The 16,782-nt window shown below is 71.3% G+C and carries 16 protein-coding genes; 6 read left to right on the top strand and 10 right to left on the bottom strand.

Going from position 1 to position 16,782, the window contains the following annotated elements; genetic code table 11:
• Positions 1–110: 110 nt before the first annotated feature.
• The 7 genes from WG209_RS23215 to WG209_RS23185 form a co-directional block, all read right to left on the bottom strand.
• A complete protein-coding gene (locus tag WG209_RS23215; protein ID WP_337177487.1) occupies positions 111–518 on the bottom strand; it encodes a hypothetical protein in 408 nt (135 codons plus the stop codon).
• A gap of 92 nt (positions 519–610) precedes the next feature.
• Entirely contained in the window at positions 611–1,090 is a 480-nt protein-coding gene (locus WG209_RS23210) for a hypothetical protein (protein WP_337177486.1), read from the bottom strand.
• Positions 1,091–1,306: 216 nt separating this feature from the next.
• Positions 1,307–1,684, bottom strand: a complete 378-nt coding sequence (locus WG209_RS23205; protein WP_337177485.1) for a hypothetical protein — start codon at positions 1,682–1,684, stop codon at positions 1,307–1,309.
• Between the two features lie 61 nt (positions 1,685–1,745).
• A complete protein-coding gene (locus WG209_RS23200; RefSeq protein WP_337177484.1) occupies positions 1,746–2,126 on the bottom strand; it encodes a hypothetical protein in 381 nt (126 codons plus the stop codon).
• A gap of 75 nt (positions 2,127–2,201) precedes the next feature.
• Complete coding sequence (locus WG209_RS23195) at positions 2,202–2,606, bottom strand: hypothetical protein (RefSeq protein ID WP_337177483.1); 405 nt, start codon at positions 2,604–2,606, stop codon at positions 2,202–2,204.
• Between the two features lie 16 nt (positions 2,607–2,622).
• Positions 2,623–3,909, bottom strand: a complete 1,287-nt coding sequence (gene tet / locus WG209_RS23190) for a Tet(A)/Tet(B)/Tet(C) family tetracycline efflux MFS transporter (RefSeq protein WP_337177482.1) — start codon at positions 3,907–3,909, stop codon at positions 2,623–2,625.
• A 111-nt stretch (positions 3,910–4,020) separates the two neighbouring features.
• Positions 4,021–6,774, bottom strand: coding sequence for a glycosyl hydrolase (locus tag WG209_RS23185; RefSeq protein WP_337177481.1), 2,754 nt, complete (start codon positions 6,772–6,774; stop codon positions 4,021–4,023).
• A gap of 193 nt (positions 6,775–6,967) precedes the next feature.
• Between WG209_RS23185 and WG209_RS23180 the strand changes: the two genes are divergently transcribed.
• Entirely contained in the window at positions 6,968–7,858 is an 891-nt protein-coding gene (locus WG209_RS23180) for a TIM barrel protein (RefSeq protein ID WP_337177480.1), read from the top strand.
• Between the two features lie 25 nt (positions 7,859–7,883).
• On the opposite strand, the gene csrA is transcribed toward WG209_RS23180, so the two are convergent.
• The 3 genes from csrA to WG209_RS23165 form a co-directional block, all read right to left on the bottom strand.
• Complete coding sequence (csrA, locus tag WG209_RS23175; protein WP_337177479.1) at positions 7,884–8,075, bottom strand: carbon storage regulator CsrA; 192 nt, start codon at positions 8,073–8,075, stop codon at positions 7,884–7,886.
• A 260-nt stretch (positions 8,076–8,335) separates the two neighbouring features.
• On the bottom strand, positions 8,336–9,046 hold the full coding sequence (locus WG209_RS23170; protein ID WP_337177478.1) for a metallophosphoesterase: 711 nt from the start codon (positions 9,044–9,046) through the stop codon (positions 8,336–8,338).
• Entirely contained in the window at positions 9,043–9,729 is a 687-nt protein-coding gene (locus tag WG209_RS23165; protein ID WP_337177477.1) for an MBL fold metallo-hydrolase, read from the bottom strand. The genes WG209_RS23170 and WG209_RS23165 overlap by 4 nt, the downstream gene beginning before the upstream one ends.
• A 350-nt stretch (positions 9,730–10,079) precedes the next feature.
• On the opposite strand from WG209_RS23165, the gene WG209_RS23160 reads away from it, so the two are divergent.
• From WG209_RS23160 to purH, 5 genes are all read left to right on the top strand, one after another.
• Positions 10,080–10,979: a DUF1571 domain-containing protein gene (locus WG209_RS23160; protein ID WP_337177476.1), complete on the top strand. Its 900-nt coding sequence runs from the start codon at positions 10,080–10,082 to the stop codon at positions 10,977–10,979.
• Between the two features lie 417 nt (positions 10,980–11,396).
• On the top strand, positions 11,397–11,927 hold the full coding sequence (gene rimI / locus WG209_RS23155; protein ID WP_337177475.1) for a ribosomal protein S18-alanine N-acetyltransferase: 531 nt from the start codon (positions 11,397–11,399) through the stop codon (positions 11,925–11,927).
• A gap of 626 nt (positions 11,928–12,553) precedes the next feature.
• Positions 12,554–13,408, top strand: coding sequence for a hypothetical protein (locus tag WG209_RS23150; RefSeq protein ID WP_337177474.1), 855 nt, complete (start codon positions 12,554–12,556; stop codon positions 13,406–13,408).
• 193 nt (positions 13,409–13,601) lie between these two features.
• A complete protein-coding gene (locus tag WG209_RS23145; protein ID WP_337177473.1) occupies positions 13,602–14,915 on the top strand; it encodes a PQQ-binding-like beta-propeller repeat protein in 1,314 nt (437 codons plus the stop codon).
• A 95-nt stretch (positions 14,916–15,010) separates the two neighbouring features.
• Complete coding sequence (gene purH / locus WG209_RS23140) at positions 15,011–16,633, top strand: bifunctional phosphoribosylaminoimidazolecarboxamide formyltransferase/IMP cyclohydrolase (protein WP_337177472.1); 1,623 nt, start codon at positions 15,011–15,013, stop codon at positions 16,631–16,633.
• Positions 16,634–16,782: the final 149 nt, after the last annotated feature.

Here is a 16,782-nt window from a genome sequence, read left to right as displayed (position 1 = left end):
GTGGGGGGGTGACGCCCGCACCACAATGATGCATGCGACCCTTGTCCGAGGCGAGGCGCCGGTCGCCCCCCGTCCGGCCTTGGAGCATCGGGCGGTCGCTATCGACCTCGTCAATCCCGCGACGGCGCGACGACATAGCCCAGGCGGTGCAGCGCGGCGGCCAGTCGGGTGCGGCCCTTGTCCGCAACACGCCGGACGCGGCGGACGGCGGGGGCGGTCTCGTCCAGGAATCGGATCGGCGGGACGGGCTCGGCCGGCGTCCGGTAGGCGTGGACGGCGGCCCGGGACGCCCGCGCGAGGCGGTCGACGACGCGTTGGCCATCCACATGCCGAGAGGGTCGCGACAGCCGCCACGCCAGCGCCCCGCAGGCGGCCGCGGCCAGGAGCAGGACGCCGCCGGCCTTCGCCCCGATTAGCAAGCCCGCGAGGCCGAACGAGGCGAGCGCCCCGGCCGTCACGGCGAGGGCCGACGCGCCCGTGGAAGCGAGCCCGAGGGCCCGCGCGGATGTCGTGCTCATGAATCGTCTCCCGGAGGATGTCGCCGCGCCCCCGATCCGTGCGAGGGCTGTCCGTTATTCGCCCCGGCCGGGCGATTCTTGGGACGAAGCGCTCAATCCAGGTGGCCTTCGCTCGGCGACTCCGGCTTCGTGATCTCGTGAACTGGCCCGGGCCACGCCGAGACGACCGCCGGACAGGCGGTTGCAAGCCGGCGGCCCGCCCGGTCGACGCGATCAAGGCGCAAGCCGAGCCGGGCGAGCAGGGCAGCCCCCAGGAACGCGCCCCAGGCGACCGCGATGGCGAGCGCCGTGGGCGGCGCATCTCCGAGACTCAGTCGATGCATCGTGCTCACGGCGACCAACGCGACCAGGGCGGCGATCAAGGCGATCGCCGCGACGAACGGGTGCCAGCGATACCATGATTCGCGATGACGCGCCGGGTCCAGGGCCTCGACGCGTCGAAAATAGCGCGAGCAGAGGCAGAATAGCGCGTAGGCGAGGCCCACGGCCAGCATCGACACGCCATGGCCATCCTCCGTCCACCGCGGCATGCCCAGGCTCGTGACGGCCATCGACGAGAACGCCATGTCCATGGCGGAGGCGTCCAGGGAACTCAGCCCGCGAGGTCGCGCGGTGGTGTTCGTCATGAATCGTCACCCGGTATCGGCGATGCCCATCCGGCCCGGGCGGTGGCCGTCCGTTATCCCTCCATCGACGATACCAATGCCGGTCGGGCCGGTGTGCCTTTCGTTTTCGGAGGATCGAAATCGCGTCGACCGGCTCCTAAATCCAACATCACGACCGTCGGGTCACTCCAGGTCGCGATAGGCGTCCGAAGGCTTGGGCTTCGAGCCGTCGGGCGTCGACGCGAAGAGACGGTCGGAGGGGTCGATCCGGGACATCTTCCATGAGAGCAGCGCCGTCACGGCGGAGGCCGCCAGGATGGCTGCGAGCAAGATGGCCGGCGGATCGGCACCGTAGGTCCGCACGCTCAGCCAAATCAGCACGAACGACACAAACGCCGCGTTGAAGGCCGTCTGAATCGTGGCGATGAACGGCCAGACGGCGAAAAACCGCCGCCGCCAGCGCTCCTCGCGCCGCGAGTCCAGCGAGATGAAGACCGCCCAAACGATCGTCGCCACCACGGCGACCAGGTAAAGGATGGCTAGCAAGGGCCGGGGGCTCATCTCGACCCACCCTCCCGATTGGCCCCAATCCGTCGGCCGCCTGACGCGCCAGGACGCGGGGTCACTCCAGGTCGCGATAGGGGTCCGAAGGCTTGAGCTTCTTCGAGCCGTGGGGCATCCACGCGACGAGACCGCGGTCGGGCTCGACCCGGAGCGCCTTCCAGGTGAGAAACGCCGTCAACGCGGACAGGATCGGGATGGCGACGATGAGGACGGCCGGCATGTCGGCCCCGTAGGCCCACGCCCCCAGCCAGAGCAACGCCAGCGAGGCCAATCCGGCGTTGAAGGTCGCGAGGATCGTGACCAGGAACGGCCAGACCGCGAGGAATCGCCGACGCCACCACTCCTCCCGCCGCGCGTCCAGCGATACGAGGACACCCCACCCGAGCGTCCCCGCCACGGCGGCGACGTAGCCGACCGCGAGCATGTACCAGGTATTCATCGCGCCCCGTCCTCCAGATCGGCATGCCATCGCCGGCCGCCGCGAGCGCCCCGGCCGAATCCGGACACGGCTTGTTCAACTCATATCCCGGTCCATCTCCGGCTTCGGCTTCTCGTCCGTCGCGAAAAAGGCGTCGACGGCCGCGGCGCGGGCGCGCTTGACGCGGACGAGCAGGTCCAGGACGCGATCCGGCCGCAGGCCGACCCAGGCGAAGAAAATCGCCACCGAGGCCAGGCCCGGGACCATGATGAACAGGACGGGCTCCCGCGGCTCGGCCCCGAATGCCATCCCGCAAAGGATGGCGAGCGCCGCCGCCGCGGCCATGACCGCGTAGGCCAGGGCGAACGTCGTGATCAGGACCCGCGCCGCCGCCAGGAGCCGCCGGCCCCGCTCGATCGCCCCGGGGCCGTCGGTGTTTTGAGAGTGACGGATGGCGAACATGGCCGTGATCGCGACCGCTACCGTCAAGTAGATACTCACCATCGCTCTCCTTCGCTCAGGCCGACGCGCGGCCAATGTCGCCGTCGCGCGTCGGGTATTCGCCCGTCGCGGCCGGTTCTTGGGCGGCCTCGTCGGAAATCGCGACCGGGCCGTCCTTCGCCTTGCGTCCGAACCAGAAGACCGGGAAGCAGAGGAGGTAGATGACCGAGGCGACAAACCAGGCGGTGCCCGGATGGCCGGCCTTGGTCGCGCCATAGAGGGAGGTGAAGGCGATGGGCCCGACGACGGACGTCAGGCTCATGATGGCGACGAGCGTCCCCTGCAATTCCCCCTGCTGGTCCTCGCCGACCTGCCTGGAGAGCAGCGACTGGAGGGCGGGCATCGCGATGCCGCCGATCGCCATCGGGACGCAGAGGGCGAACGCCATCCAGCCCCGGGTGGCCGCCCCCATGCCGAAGTAGGCGGCGTTGTCGAACGCCAGGGCGATCAGCAGCGTCCCCCGGTCGCCGAACCGCGCCGAGAGCCGGCCGGTCAGGAACGCCTGCGCCAGCGCGTGCATCAGGCCGAACAGAGCGAAGGTCATCCCCACCGTCCGCGTGTCCCAGCCGAAGCGGTCCTCGCCGTAGATCACCCAGAGGGCCATCGGCGCCTGGCCGACGGCGCACAGGATCGTGTACACCAGCACGAACGGCAGCACCGCCCGCATCCCGAAGACCCAGCGCAGCGAGCGGAACGGGTTGAGATGCGTCGCCTCGAACGGCTTCCGCTCGGCGTGGTGCGACTCCGGCAGGACGAAGTACCCCAGCGCGAGGTTCAGCCCATTGAACACCGCCGCGGCCAGGAACGGGTAGCGCGGCGAGTACGCTCCGACCAGGCCGCCGATGATCGGCCCGATCACGAACCCCACGCCGAAACAGGCGTTCATGAACCCGTAGCGACGGGCCCGCTCCTCCTCGTCGGAGATGTCGGCCAGGTAGGCCGTCGCCACGGCCATGTTCGCGCCGGTGATCCCCGCGATGATCCGGCCGACGTAGAGCCAGCCGAGGGTGGGCGCGAACGCCATCAGCAGGTAATCCGCCGCCGCGCCCGCGAGCGAGACCAGCAACACCGGCCGCCGGCCGAAGCGGTCGCTCAGCGCGCCGAGGATCGGCGAGAAGAGGAATTGCATCAGGGCGTAGGCGGCCAGGAAGAGGCCGAAATGCCCCTCCACGTTCTTGAGGTGAGAGACCTCCTTCAGGAGCGCCGGCAGGACCGGCAGGACCAATCCCAGGCCGATCGCGTCGAGGGCCACCGTGATCAGGATGACCGTCAACGCCCGGTTCGTGACCTTCCGCGGGAGCAAGCACGCACCTCAAGATTCGGGGCGCCGGTATCGGCGCGAGATGAGCCATCGGGCCTCCAGGACCGTCGGAATCGGCCCCGGGTTCGCGCAATCGGACGAAAAAACTCGGCGTCAGCCCCAGGTCCACGAGGCGTGGTGCTCGCCCGCGCCCAGCCGGGTCGACCACCGGAGGCGGCCGGTGCGGGGGTCGAAATCGGGGGGGGGCGGGGAGTCGATCGAGGACTGCCAGGGGCCAAGCTCGGCGAGCCCGGGGCAGGTCACGTTGACGTCCAGCGTGACGGGGTGGGCCAGCCTCGCCTCGAAGGTCAGCCGGTGGACCGCGCCCCCCAGGGGCCGCTCCAGGCGGTAGCCGACATCGCCGCAGGCGAACGGGCGCGACGCGCCGGTGTGCGGCCAGGATCCGGGGAGGACCGGCCGGATGCAGACGCGGCGGTCGACGGCGTCGTACTCCAGGCCGACGAGGCCGAGCATCGTCTCGATCATCATCGCGTGGAGGCTCCAGGCGATCCCGCCCGGGGACGTGGCGTGCCGCGCCGACTCCTGGGCGCGTCCCCCCGACTGGAGCAGCAGGCCCAGCGGCCCCAGGCGGCCGAGCAGCGCGTCGATCATCACGAGGGCGCGGGCCCAGTGCCGCCCCTGGCCGGACTCGCGCCCGAGCTCGATCAGGTAGCGGATCATCCAGAACGTCGCCAGGCAGGAGACGTCGCGAGCCTCGTCCGCGCGACCGGCGTGGGGCCGGGCGGATGGCGAGTACGACGCCCGCGCCAGGAGGTCCCCGTCGGCGCCGGCGCGGGCGGCGTTGGCCCGGAGGATGGTCTCGGCCGTCTTCATCAGGCGGGGGTCGTTCGCGGGGAGTAGGCCGAACGGCGCGGAGAGCGCCAGGGCGTTGACGTCGACCAGGCTCGAACGGTCGGCCAGGAACTCGGGGTCGTCGGTCCAGAGGCCCCGGAGCATGGAGGTGCGCCGGCCCGAGAGGAACCGGCCGGTCTCCGGGTCGATCAGGCCGGGGAGCCCCTCGCGCCCGGTGGCCACCTCGGCCATGATCCCGCGGTTCCAGATCCGTCCGGCGTGGGCGGCCCAGCGCGCGGCCTGCTCGTCGCGGCCCAGCTCGTGGGCGATCCGCGCGGCCGAGCGGAGCCCGGCGACCACCGCGGCGTTGGAGTACAGGAACCGCCCGTAGAGCTGGTCCCCCATCCCCGCCGAGCTGACGAGGTTCAGCTCCTCGTCGAAGAACAGCCCCGGGTGCCCCCCGGAATCCCCCTGGCAGACCGTCGCGGCCTGCTCGACCATCGGCCAGACCCGCTCGACGAGGTCGGCGTCGGCGGTGGCGCGGTAGTAGCGCTCCAGGATCCAGGGGATCATCGCGGTCTGGTCGACGGCCGGCGCCTCCCATTCCGGCACCCCGTCGATGGAGTACTTCTGGAACCAGTACAGGAACGGCTTGCCGCCGGCCCGGACTCGGTCGAGCCAGAGCAGGATGTCGCGGAGGATCTCCGGGTGGCCGATCCGCGACAGCGCCGCGCCGACCCACATGGCGTCGCGCGGCCAGCAGTAGGCGGAGAGCCCGCGATCGAGCCCGCCGGCCACGCCCCCCTCGTCCAGGTCGACGTGCATGGCCGCGGCGAGGGCGGATCGCCGCATGCTCACGGCGTAGGCGGCGCGGGGGAGGTGAAGCGTCGGGATCGGCTCCACGAAGTCATCCCACTCCTTCGCGGTCCCCTGCTCCACGGCGTCGAGGTCGGTGGAGCGGAACCAATCCAGGGCCGGCTTGAGCCAGTGCTTGAACGTCCCCTGGTCGCCGCGCCAGCCGGTGAACGCCCCGCTGACCAGCAGGTCGACCGTGACCGCCTCGCCGGGGGGCAGGTCGATCCAGCGGTACAGGATGGCCTCGTTGGGGCCGGTCGGCTCGCAGTCGACGTCGCCCCGGGGGTCGAGCGCCAGGGCGAACTCGATGGTGGAGTCGCGTGCCAGCTTGCGGTTGGAGTGGCCGTGGCCGCGGTTGATGGCCAGCAGCGCGCGGTCCTGGTCGTGCCAGCTCAGCCCGACGTCGCCGACGCCGCCGTTGACCTCGGCCTGGACGTACACGCCGAAGATCGCCTGCCGCGCCTCGGGCCCGTCGTTCCGGAGCCGATAACGCTTGATGTACTGCCCCGGCGAGGGGCCGCCGTCCGCGTTCCGCGGGAGGTTATCCCCCATCGCGACGAGGTCGGTGACGACCACGCGGATCGGGCCGTGGCGCCAGGCCAGCTCGGTCGTCAGGAGGTTCGTGGCGCCGGAGTAGTTCTGAAAGGCGTCCCAGGCCGAGCGCTCCGTGAACCAGTCGAGCCGGCGGCCGACCGCCAGGCCGCCGACGATCGCCCGGAAGTGCGACCGGCTCCGCGGCAGGTCCCCCTCCTTGGGCCGGACGCTGGAGCGGAGCCCGACCGTCGGGAAATAGATGTCGTGGGTCGACCCGCGCGACTCCACCCGCACCGTCATCCGACGGTTCCCCACCAGCCCCTCGGTCATCGACGAGAGCAGGTCGGCCGACTCGGTCCGGTCCGGCAGGTTCGGCCGGACGATCGAGTCCTGGTACGCGCTGTACACGGTCTCGGAGCCGGCCTTCTCGGCGACCGAGCGGTAATGCAGGCGCACGCCCACGGCCTGGGGGGGGATGGGGGCGTGCCAGTAGCTGTTGCCCCCCTTGTTCTCGATCCAGTAGGTGGGGAGCCGGCCGAGCGACAGGTCGTCGGCGTGGACCTCGACCCAGACGCGCTGGTCGTCCTCGATGGGATGGGTGCCCACGACCGCCGCGGACCACATCCCGGCCCGGATCGGGCCCGCGTTACGCCCCTTCGCCGCCGACTCGATCCACGTCGCCACCATGCCGAGAGTGCCCCCGCTCGCCGATTGCGGTCAGCCCCGGCGACGGTATCATGCGACGCGAGGCGATGAGACGGCCCCCGGCGATCGCGCGCGGATCCGCGAGGGCGACCGGAAGATTGTCCGATGTTCACCGCCGCGCGCCAAGACGGTGCCCCCGGGCCCGCCGGCCCGGACGACGGCCGTGGAGGCGATGATGTACGCCAGCTGGAGCGCCCGCGCCGTCGGCCTGACGATGACCGCGGCCGAGGCGATCGAGGTCGCCGCCGAGGCCGGGTTCGACGCCGTCGACCTGCTCGTCCGCGACGTGGTCGACGCCGGCGACGACGTCGCGGCCCTCCGACGCCGGATGGACGACCTGGGCCTGCGCGGGGGGGGCTGGACGCTCCCCATGAACTGGAAGAACGACGAGGCCGCCTTCGAGGCCGACCTGGCCAGGCTGCCCCGCCACGCCGAGGTCGCCGCGCGACTGGGCCTGACCCGGACGGGAACCTGGGTGCGCTTCGAATCGGATCCCGTCGACCCGGACGCCATCCACGACGAGGATTCCCGCCGCGCGGAGGCCGATCGCGTCGCGTCCTGGCAGGCGGATCGCCTGGGACGGATGGCGGAGGTGCTCGCGGCCCACGGGAGCCGGCTGGGGCTGGAGATCATCGGGTCGCGGTCGGAGCGGACGGGCCGAGGCGTGCCGCTCGTCTCGACCTATGGCGAGCTGCTCGACCGCTTCGGCGGGCTCCGAGGCGCGCGCGGGCACGTCGGCGTGCTGGCGGACGCCTATCATCTCCATGCGTCGGGAGAGGACGCGGGCGCGGCCCTGTCGTGGGGCGTGGACGCCGTCGTCTGGGCCCATGTCGCGGACCCGGCGGTCGTGGATCGGGATTCGATGCGCGACGTCGACCGGCTGCTGCCGGGGGAGTCGCCGGCCGGGCTGAGCCGGCCCCTGCTGGCCGCGCTGGCGGCGGGGGGCTACGACGGTCCGGTCACGGCCGAGCCGCTGGCGCATTCTCGGTCGTTCCGATCGTCCGACCCGCGCGAGAGGGCGCGGGCGACACTTGAGTCGCTGCGACGCGTCTGGCCGGATGCGTGAGCGGGGTCGGCCCCGCTCGCCGGGATCAGACGGCGGCTTCCTGCATCGCCGGCGCCTGGTCGGCCCGCTTCGGGGCGATCTCCTCGCGGTAGACGAGGACGTCGTGCGGGGCCTCGATGCCGAGGCGGATCTGGTTGCGATCGATCTTGACGACCGTCACCACGATGTTGTCGCCGATGACGATCTTCTCGCCCAGCTTCCTGCTAAGAACCAGCATGATTCGCTCCCGGATGTCGTCGTGACAGGTGCTTTGGCGACCCGACGGGTCGAGTTTCGGCCTCCTCTAGAAGCACGCCGCGTGCCGGGCACCCGAAACAGCCGCGCGAAACCAAGCGTTAAAGGTTGTGCGGCAACGAATTAGGGAAAACAATCAAGACCGGGATCGCGCGGCGGCGGTCGCCGCGACATGTGACAGGACTGTCACCGCGGCAACCCCTTCCGGTTGCCCCTTGTAAAAACGGGAAGCGAGGTTGCCACTCAGGCGATCGGGACCCGGATCGGGCGGAAGCCGATGGCGTCGGCCGCGACGCAGAGGTAATACACGCCGTCGCGCGTCCCCTGGACGGCCGTCGACCATTGCGCCTGGGTGTGAAGGTGCCCGTACAGGCAGTGGGTGACGCCCGCCTCGTGGAACCGCTCGACCCAGGGGCCGGCGTGGCCGTGGGGGTCGAACGGCGGGTGGTGCCACAGGAGGATCAGCGGGGTCGCCGGGTCGCCCCGCAGCGCGGACGCCGCGTCGAGCGCGGCGTCGAGCCCGGCCAGGGCGCGTTCCATCGCGGCGCGCGAGGCCGAGGTCTCCTCGTCGTCGCGATGGGGGACGGGGATGGACCGCGCCCCGGCGACCACCACGCCGCCGACCGCCTCCGCTGTACCCTCCACGGCGACGAGCGATGGCCGCATCATGGCGCGGATCTTGGCCAGGTCGTTCCACCAGCCGTCGTGATTCCCCGGCGCGAGGACCTTGCGGCCGGGCAGGCGTTCCAGCCGGTTGAGGTCGGGCTGGAGGTCGCGATGGTTGCGCGCGGACGAGACGTCGCCGGGGAGCAGCACGAGGTCGCGCCGGCCGACGTCCTCGCGCCAGGCCGCCTCGATCCGCCCGGAGTGGTCCCGCCAGCGGTCGGCGTATCGGTCGCGGCGGTCGGGCCGGGCGTACGAGAGGTGGAGGTCGGAGATCGCCCAGACGTTCATGAGCCGGCCGTTCTCGCCCTCGCGAGGTACTGGCGGACGTAGGGGTTCGTCCGCCGCTCCACGCCGATCGTGGTCTCGGGGCCGTGCCCGGGGAAGACGCGGGCGGAGTCGGGCAGCGGGAGGAGCTTGGCGACGATGCCGGACATCAGCAGGTCGAAGTCGCGCTCCGGGTCGCCGCCGAAGTCGGTCCGGCCGATCGAGCCGGCGAACAGGACGTCCCCGCCCAGCACGAGCGTCGGCTCCTCCGCGTCCAGGATGTAGGCCACCGAGCCGGGGCTGTGGCCGGGGATCTCGCGGACGAGCATGGAGAAGCCGGCCAGCTCCAGCCGGTCCCCCTCGTCGACGAGGCGGTCGGCCGGGGGGCTGACGATCGGCGATCCGTACCCGGCGCTCAGGTTGAGCGTCGGGTCGGCCAGCATCGGCGCGTCGACGCGGCCGATGATCAGCGGCGCGTCCGGGTAGGCGTCCTTGAGGGCCTTGTTGCCGGCGATGTGGTCGAGGTGGCCGTGGGTGTCGAGGATCGCCGCCGGCGGCTTGCCGATCCGCCCCAGCAGGCGGAGGAGCGCCCTCGCGTCGAAGCCGGGGTCGACGACGATCGAGTCGTCCCGCCCCGGCCTGTGCAGGACGTAAGCCATCTGCCCGAAGGCCGCCGATTCCACGGCCTCGATCGAGTAGTCCGCCACCCTCCCCCTCCCCTTCCGCGTTCGGACCAGCAATTCCAACTCTGTTCGCGCGTCGCACTTGATAATGGACGCGACCCCTGCCGACAATGATCCCGAGCCGACCTCGCCCGCCTCCCAGGATCCTATCTGCAAGTCCGGGAATTTGCGAGCGGCGGGTCGGCTCGCGAATTGCGTGGTAGACTTCGCGAGCTGGGCGAGGGCGGAAGCCGGGGGGGGCCCGCGGGCCGGGGAAAGCCCGGAGGCGGGGCCCGCCCATGCACGAGACGCGGCGTCGATCCCGGCGATCGCACGGCACGGGACGGCGCGACAAGGGCGACGACGAACACTCCAACGGCTGGAGAGGCGATAATATGCTCCGAGCACGATCCGGAGGGCCGACGGTCACGGTCTCGCGGCGCGTCCCGATCGGGTCGCTCGTCAAACGGTCGTCCGTCGCGCTCCTGGTCCTCGCCCTGGCCGTCGCGGCCGACTCGCCCTCCGACGGCGTCGCCGTCGAGGCCGACGCCCGCGTCGCGCTGACCGCGACGGCCGACGTCTCCGCCAAGGTCCCGGTCGAGGGGCCGGCCGCCCGCGCCGTGCGGATCATGAGGGAGTGCCGGGCGAGGTTCGACCTCGTCGACGATTACACCTGCACCTTCTACAAGCGGGAGCGCATCGACGGCCATCTGACCGAGATGAACGTCATGTCCATGAAGGCGCGGAATCGCCCCCACAGCGTCTACTTCCGCTTCCACCAGCCCAAGAAGGGTCGAGAGGCCATCTACGTCGAGGGCCGCAACGACGGCTACGTCCTGGCCCATGACGTCGGCTTCTTCAAGGTCCTGGCCGGCACGATGCGGCTCGACCCGCGCGGCGATCGCGCGATGGAAGGCTGCCGTCACCCCGTGACCAGCGCCGGGATCTCGCACCTCATCGACACCGTCCTGGACCGCTGGGCGGCCGAGCTGAACGACGAGGAATCCGTCGTCCTCTTCGACCCCCGCATGCGCCTGGGCTCCGCCCCCTGCATGCTCATCGAGGCCATCCACCCCCATAAACGGCCCGGTTTCTTCTTCCACAAGGTCCGGCTGTTCATCGACTCCAAGCTGGGTATCCCCGTCCGCTACGAGGCCTACGACTGGCCCCGGACGCCCGGCGACGCCCCGGAGCTGGTCGAGGAATACGCCTATGACGGCATCAAGCTGAACGTCGGCCTGACCGACGCCGACTTCGACCCCGCCAATCCCCAGTACGCATTCGGCCGATTCTGACCCCCGTCGCATCGGGACCGTTTACTTAGGACAGGCCCGCCGTCCCCCCGGCGGGCCCGCTTCGTCCCGCCGATTCCGCCGGATTCCTCATGCCCGCGCGGCGGCCGGCCGATAGACGATGAGGGGGCCGGCGACTCCGCGACGGCGGGCCTCCCCGGGCCTCCAAACGGCCCGTCCGAGGCGGCCTCAAGCGACCTTGGCAGGCTTGGGGCCCTCCGCTAGAATCCGCCCCGATTCGACGAGGCGGACGGGTCGATCGCGGGAGAGTCCCCACTTCTTCGACTGAGTCCAGGCGTTCGCGTTCCAGCACTTCCACGAACCGCCGTCGTCGGTTTAATCATGCGACTCGCGCGGGCCGCCCAGGGCAGGGCCGCACCGGCGACGATCGATCCGATCCGATCCACGGAAGGAGGCTCGATGGGCACGGTATCCACCTCTCTCTCCCAGCTCCGGGTGCATGTCCGCTGGATGATCCGCCGCGACATGCCGGAGGTCCTGGGCATCGAGCAAGCCAGCTTCGACCAGCCCTGGTGCGAGGAGGAATTCCTCCGCGTCCTCCGCCAGCGCAACTGCATCGGCATGGTCGCCGAGCAGGGCGAGCGCATCGTGGGCTTCATGGTCTACGAGCTGCACCGCAACCGGATCCACGTCCTCGACTTCGCCGTCCACCCCGAGTTCCGCCGCCAGGGCGTCGGCCGGCAGATGATCGCGAAGCTCGTCGGCAAGCTCTCGATCCAGCGCAGGAACCGCATCGCGCTGATGATCCGGGAGACCAACGTCCCGGCGCAGTACTTCTACAAGTCGATGGGGTTCCGGGCCGTGGAAGTCGTCCGCGAGCACTTCGCCGACACCGGCGAGGACGCCTACGGGATGCTCTACCACCTGGAAGACACCCTCCAGGCCCCCCCGGCGCTCGTCAACCGGATCGCCCGCCAGCTCGGCGGCTGACACGGACCGCCGGCATCGCCATCCGTCCGCGCCCCGAAGCCGGCGGCGTCGACCCCACCAGGATCGACGCCGCCGGCTTCGTCGCGCGCGGTCGACGGCCCCCCCGCAAGAAAATCCGAGATTCCTGAAATCCCGACGCCCCCGGCGCTGACCGTTCGGATGTCTGATGACCGTGTTCTTTGACATCCCGGAAGCAGTGGACACAGCGGGCCGACCTGTCACCGAGGCCCACCCGTCCCCGTGGTGACGCTGACGTCTCGCGTTCCAAGAACGGAGAGGGCCTCGGCCCCATCCCGTCCCCATTCCCGCCGGAAGGGGGCCGCGCGTCTCGCGCCCGCCGGGCCGGCACGAGCGCGACGTCGATCGAGAAAACCAGTTCGAAATCGACGAACGAAGCCAAGGCAATTTTTCCTGAAAACCATGCCGGGCATAATTTTAACGAAAAACTCGGCGAAACCGCGGCGCGCGAACGAAGCCAACTCCCGGGACCCTTGGAATGTATCCGCCACCCTTCCAGGCGAGCGGGTGGCCGGGAGGCGGGCGGGCGGGGATAATGGCCGTGGCCGACGGGCGGTTGCCGTCGCCGCGCCGTGGAACCCGGCCGAACTCCAGGGAAGCGTCCCCCGATGACGAACGATCTCCCCTCCCCCGACAAGCCCGCCAGCCCGCCCCGCGTCGCGCGATGGTACGAGGAGCGGTCGGCGTTCCTCATGGCGATCGGCCTCGGGTGCGGGCTATTACGCGGCGTCGCGATCGTCGCGACCGGGCCGGGAGGGATAGCCCCCTGGGCCGAGGCGGGATACTCGCTCCTCCTGCACGTGGCCGCCGGCTTGCTCGCATCGGTCCCGGTTCGGGGCCTGGGCGACTGGCTGAGCCTGCTGGATCGTCGCGCCATCCAGGCACCGGCCGAGCCGCGTTCGACCCAGCCCGACGCGCCCCCCGTCGAGCCTGTCGCCGAGCCACCCGGCCCCGCGCCCGCCCCTCGGGAATCCCCCGGCCGGTGGCGCGAACGTCTCCAGGCGGCGCGCGAGGCGAACGACGCCGCCCGCGTGCTGGAGCTACGCGAGGAGGCGCCGGAGGGCCTGGATGAGCCGACGCTCGGGGAACTGGACGCGGAACTCGGCCGATGGATGCTGACGTTCGTCCATCGTCGGCTCCGGTCGGGCCCCCTGCAAATGGACGTCGTGGCGCTGGTGGAGCGGGCCTCAGAGACCTTCGGCCATACCAAGGAGGGGGCGAGCCTCCGCGCGGCGCTGCCGACGCTCCGACGCGGCGCCGGGCTCTGCCCCCGGTGCGCCAGGCCCTACGTCGGGGTCTGGGAGGCCTGCCCCGAGTGCATGGGGCGTCCCGAGCCCCCGCCGCCGGCCATCCCCGGCCTCGCCACGGACGAGGACGACGACTACGATTCGCCGCCCGTCGACGGCCGCTGGTTCGTCGACCCGGACGACGAGCCGCGTGGCGACGGTCGCGCCGACCGGTGATGGAATTCGCGGAAGCGGCGACGTCGGGTTGGACCGCCGCGGGGCGGTATCGATAGAATCAACCGAGCATCCGCGCCCTCCCGGCCGGATTCCGGCGTCGCGGCATTTGACCGGGGCGGGATCGTCGGCATAGTCATCTGTATCGGACTCGATCGCGCGCGTCATCCCGGGCTCAGCCAAGAAGGAACCGACCATGTCCCGCCGACTCGCTCTCCTCTGGGCGCCCTTGCTGCTCTGCTGGGCGGGGCCGACCGCCTTCGCCCAATCGCAGGCCTCGAGCGTCGCCGTGCCGTCCCGGGCGGCCCTCGCGCGCCTGGGCCTGGAGCGGCAGTGGGTGACGGTGGCCCCCGTCGGCGGCTCGGAGCGGGTGCTCCGGATCAGCCGTGGCCAGGACTACCTGTTCGTCCAGACGAACCAGGGGTTCATCCACGCCTACGACGTCGAGACGGGCCGCCCCGTGTGGTCGGCGCAGGTCGGCGAACACTCCTCCAACGCGATGCCGATCTCGCAGAACTCCTACGCCGTCTTCGCCTCGTCGGCCAACGTCTTGACGGCCCTCGATCGGCATACCGGCCGGACCATCTGGCGGCACGGCCTGGGCTCCAGCCCCACCAGCGGCACCACCGCCGACGACGACCACGTCGTGGTCGGGATGGGGACCGGGATGCTTCGATGCTTCGACCTCCGCGAGGAGGAAGGGGATCGGCCGGTCAAGATCCGCTCCACCCCCAAGCTGTCGTGGAACCTGGCGACCGGCGGCGCGGTCCGCACCCGGCCCCTGTTCGGCGACAGGATCGTCTGCTTCGGCAGCGACGACGGCCGGACCTACGTCAGCCTGAAGAACGAGCCGACGAACCTCTACCGCGTCTCGACCGGCGGCCCGATCGGCGCCGAGCTGGCCTCGCACGGCACCCGGTCGCTCCTGATCCCCTCGGCCGACTTCAACCTCTACTCGGTCGACGTCCTCACGGCCAAGATCCAGTGGGTCTTCCCGTCCGGGGCCCCGATCTCGCAGGGGCCCATCGTGGCGCAGGACAGCATCTTCGTCATCAACGACCGGGGCGACCTCAGCGTCCTCGACCCCACGTCGGGCGAGGCCAAGTGGACGACCGCCACCGACCACGGCAAGTTCCTGGGCGTCAGCCCGACGAAAGTCTACCTCCTCTCGCCCGACAACGACCTGGTGGTCGTCGCCCGCGACTCCGGCAAGGTCCTCCTCGACCCCGCCGCCACCTTCCGCCGCGCCGGCCTGGACCTCCGCGAGTTCACCCTCTCGTTCCCCGAGCGGTTCGACGACCGGCTGTTCCTGGCGACGCAGTCCGGCGTCATCCTCGGCCTCCGAGAAGTCGGCGCGACCACGCCCCAGCCCCTCCAGCCCCCCAGCGACAAGCCGTTCGGCTATGTCCCGCCCGAGGGGATCACGGAGATCCACAACCCGTTCGAAGCCGCCCCGGCCGACACGGACCCCGACGCCGAGCCCGACGACATGACCCAGCGGCCTTTTTAATTGACCCGATCCCCCCGAGATCCGAGACCCGTCGAGACGACGGAGCGGCCCGACCGCCCGTCGTCTCCTCACGTTTCCGGAGACCCGAGAGCACGATGGCGAAATCCGAGACTCAGGAAGGCCGCGCGACGATCCGACGCGCCGTCCTCAGCGTGTCCGACAAGACCGGCCTCATCGAACTGGCGAGGGCCCTCGCCGAGGCCGGCGTGGAGCTGATCGCGAGCGGCGGGACGAAGTCCGCCATCGCCGGCGCGGGGCTCCCGGTCGTCGAGGTCGCCGACTTCACCGGCCAGCCCGAGATGCTCGACGGCCGGGTCAAGACGCTCCACCCCAGGATCCACGGCGGCATCCTCGCCCGGCGGGACCTCCCCGCGCACATGACGGCCCTGGAATCGGCCGACATGCCGCCGATCGACCTGGTCGTCGTCAACCTTTACCCCTTCGAGCAGACGATCGCCCGCCCCGACTGCGCGTACGAGGAGGCCGTCGAGAACATCGACATCGGCGGGCCGTCGCTCATCCGTGGCGCGTCCAAGAACCACGACGCCGTCGCCGTGCTGACCGATCCCTCGCAGTACGAGGGCTTCCTGGCCGAGTTCCGCGCCGGCGGCGGCACCAGCCTGGCCACCCGCAAGCGGCTGGCGCGGCAGGCGTTCGCCCTGACCGCCGCCTACGACCGCGCCATCGCCGCCTACCTGGAAGCCCAGGAATCCGAGGAGACGGCCGCCCCGGAATCCGGCCCGTTCCCGGCCACGTTGGACCTCCGGCTCTCGCTCAAGCAGACGCTCCGCTACGGCGAGAACCCGCACCAGGCCGCCGCGCTCTACGTCGACCCCGAGGCCGTCGGCCCGAACTTGGCGACGGCCCGGATCCTCCACGGCAAGGAGCTGTCGTACAACAACCTGCTGGACCTCGACAGCGCCCTTCGGCTCGTCAAGCTGTTCGACGGCCCGGCCGCCTGCGTGCTCAAGCACAACAACCCCTGCGGCGCGGCCATCGCCGACGACCCCGCCACCGCCTTCGAAGGCGCCTACGAGGGCGACCCCGTCTCCGCGTTCGGCGGCATCGTCGGCCTGAACCGCCCGGTCGACCGGGCGACGGCCGAGCTGATGTGCCGGCCCGGCCGGTTCCTCGAGGCGATCCTCGCCCCGAGCTTCGACGCCGACGCGCTGGAACTCCTGACCACGAAGCCGACCTGGAAGAACAGCGTCCGGCTGGTGGAACTCGGCGAGCCGATCGGCCCGGCCTCCCCCGCCCCCTCCGGCTGGGACCTCCGCCGCATCGAGGGGGGCCTGCTCGCCCAGGGCTGGGACGAGCAAGAGGCCGACCCGTCCGCCGGCCAGGTCGCCACGAAGCGCCCCCCGACCGACGACGAGCGCCGCGACCTCGCCTTCGCCTGGAAGATCTGCGCGATGGTCAAGTCGAACGCCATCGTGGTGGCGAAGGGGGGCCGGCTGCTGGGCGTTGGCGCGGGGCAGATGAGCCGGCTCGACTCGGTGCGGATCGCGGTCTCGAAGGCCGGCGAGGCCGCCCGCGGCGCCGTCCTGGCCTCCGACGCCTTCTTCCCGTTCCGCGACGGCCCGGACGTCGCCGCCGCCGCCGGGGTCGCCGCCGTCATCCAGCCGGGCGGCTCCAGGCGCGACTCGGAGACCGTCGAGGCCTGCGACGAGCACGGCATGGCCATGATCCTGACAGGACGCCGCCACTTCCGCCATTGACGCGAAAGCCTTGCCCCCGGCCGGCCTCTCCCCGACAAGGACCAAGGCGAGAGGCCGGCAGGGGGGCCGGATCGCGGCGAACCCAGGCCGACACTCCCCCGCTCCGGACGACGGACGACGGACGGCGGGGGCGACCCGACCCGCCACGC

Origin of the sequence: Paludisphaera sp., from assembly GCF_037189885.1 — a bacterium.
Taxonomy (GTDB): domain Bacteria; phylum Planctomycetota; class Planctomycetia; order Isosphaerales; family Isosphaeraceae; genus Paludisphaera.
The sequence above is the reverse complement of the archived record's forward strand: the minus strand, read 5'-3'. Positions and strand labels throughout refer to the sequence as shown.

What these genes read in the sequence shown, in the direction of transcription:
- WG209_RS23215 (WP_337177487.1), bottom strand. Translation starts at nt 518, where the DNA reads ATGAGCACGACATCCGCGCGGGCCCTCGGGCTCGCTTCCACGGGCGCG.
- WG209_RS23210 (WP_337177486.1), bottom strand. Translation starts at nt 1,090, where the DNA reads ATGGACATGGCGTTCTCGTCGATGGCCGTCACGAGCCTGGGCATGCCG.
- WG209_RS23205 (WP_337177485.1), bottom strand. Translation starts at nt 1,684, where the DNA reads ATGAGCCCCCGGCCCTTGCTAGCCATCCTTTACCTGGTCGCCGTGGTG.
- WG209_RS23200 (WP_337177484.1), bottom strand. Translation starts at nt 2,126, where the DNA reads ATGAATACCTGGTACATGCTCGCGGTCGGCTACGTCGCCGCCGTGGCG.
- WG209_RS23185 (WP_337177481.1), bottom strand. Translation starts at nt 6,774, where the DNA reads ATGGTGGCGACGTGGATCGAGTCGGCGGCGAAGGGGCGTAACGCGGGC.
- WG209_RS23180 (WP_337177480.1), top strand. Translation starts at nt 6,968, where the DNA reads ATGTACGCCAGCTGGAGCGCCCGCGCCGTCGGCCTGACGATGACCGCG.
- csrA (WP_337177479.1), bottom strand. Translation starts at nt 8,075, where the DNA reads ATGCTGGTTCTTAGCAGGAAGCTGGGCGAGAAGATCGTCATCGGCGAC.
- WG209_RS23170 (WP_337177478.1), bottom strand. Translation starts at nt 9,046, where the DNA reads ATGAACGTCTGGGCGATCTCCGACCTCCACCTCTCGTACGCCCGGCCC.
- WG209_RS23160 (WP_337177476.1), top strand. Translation starts at nt 10,080, where the DNA reads ATGCTCCGAGCACGATCCGGAGGGCCGACGGTCACGGTCTCGCGGCGC.
- rimI (WP_337177475.1), top strand. Translation starts at nt 11,397, where the DNA reads ATGGGCACGGTATCCACCTCTCTCTCCCAGCTCCGGGTGCATGTCCGC.
- WG209_RS23150 (WP_337177474.1), top strand. Translation starts at nt 12,554, where the DNA reads ATGACGAACGATCTCCCCTCCCCCGACAAGCCCGCCAGCCCGCCCCGC.
- WG209_RS23145 (WP_337177473.1), top strand. Translation starts at nt 13,602, where the DNA reads ATGTCCCGCCGACTCGCTCTCCTCTGGGCGCCCTTGCTGCTCTGCTGG.
- purH (WP_337177472.1), top strand. Translation starts at nt 15,011, where the DNA reads ATGGCGAAATCCGAGACTCAGGAAGGCCGCGCGACGATCCGACGCGCC.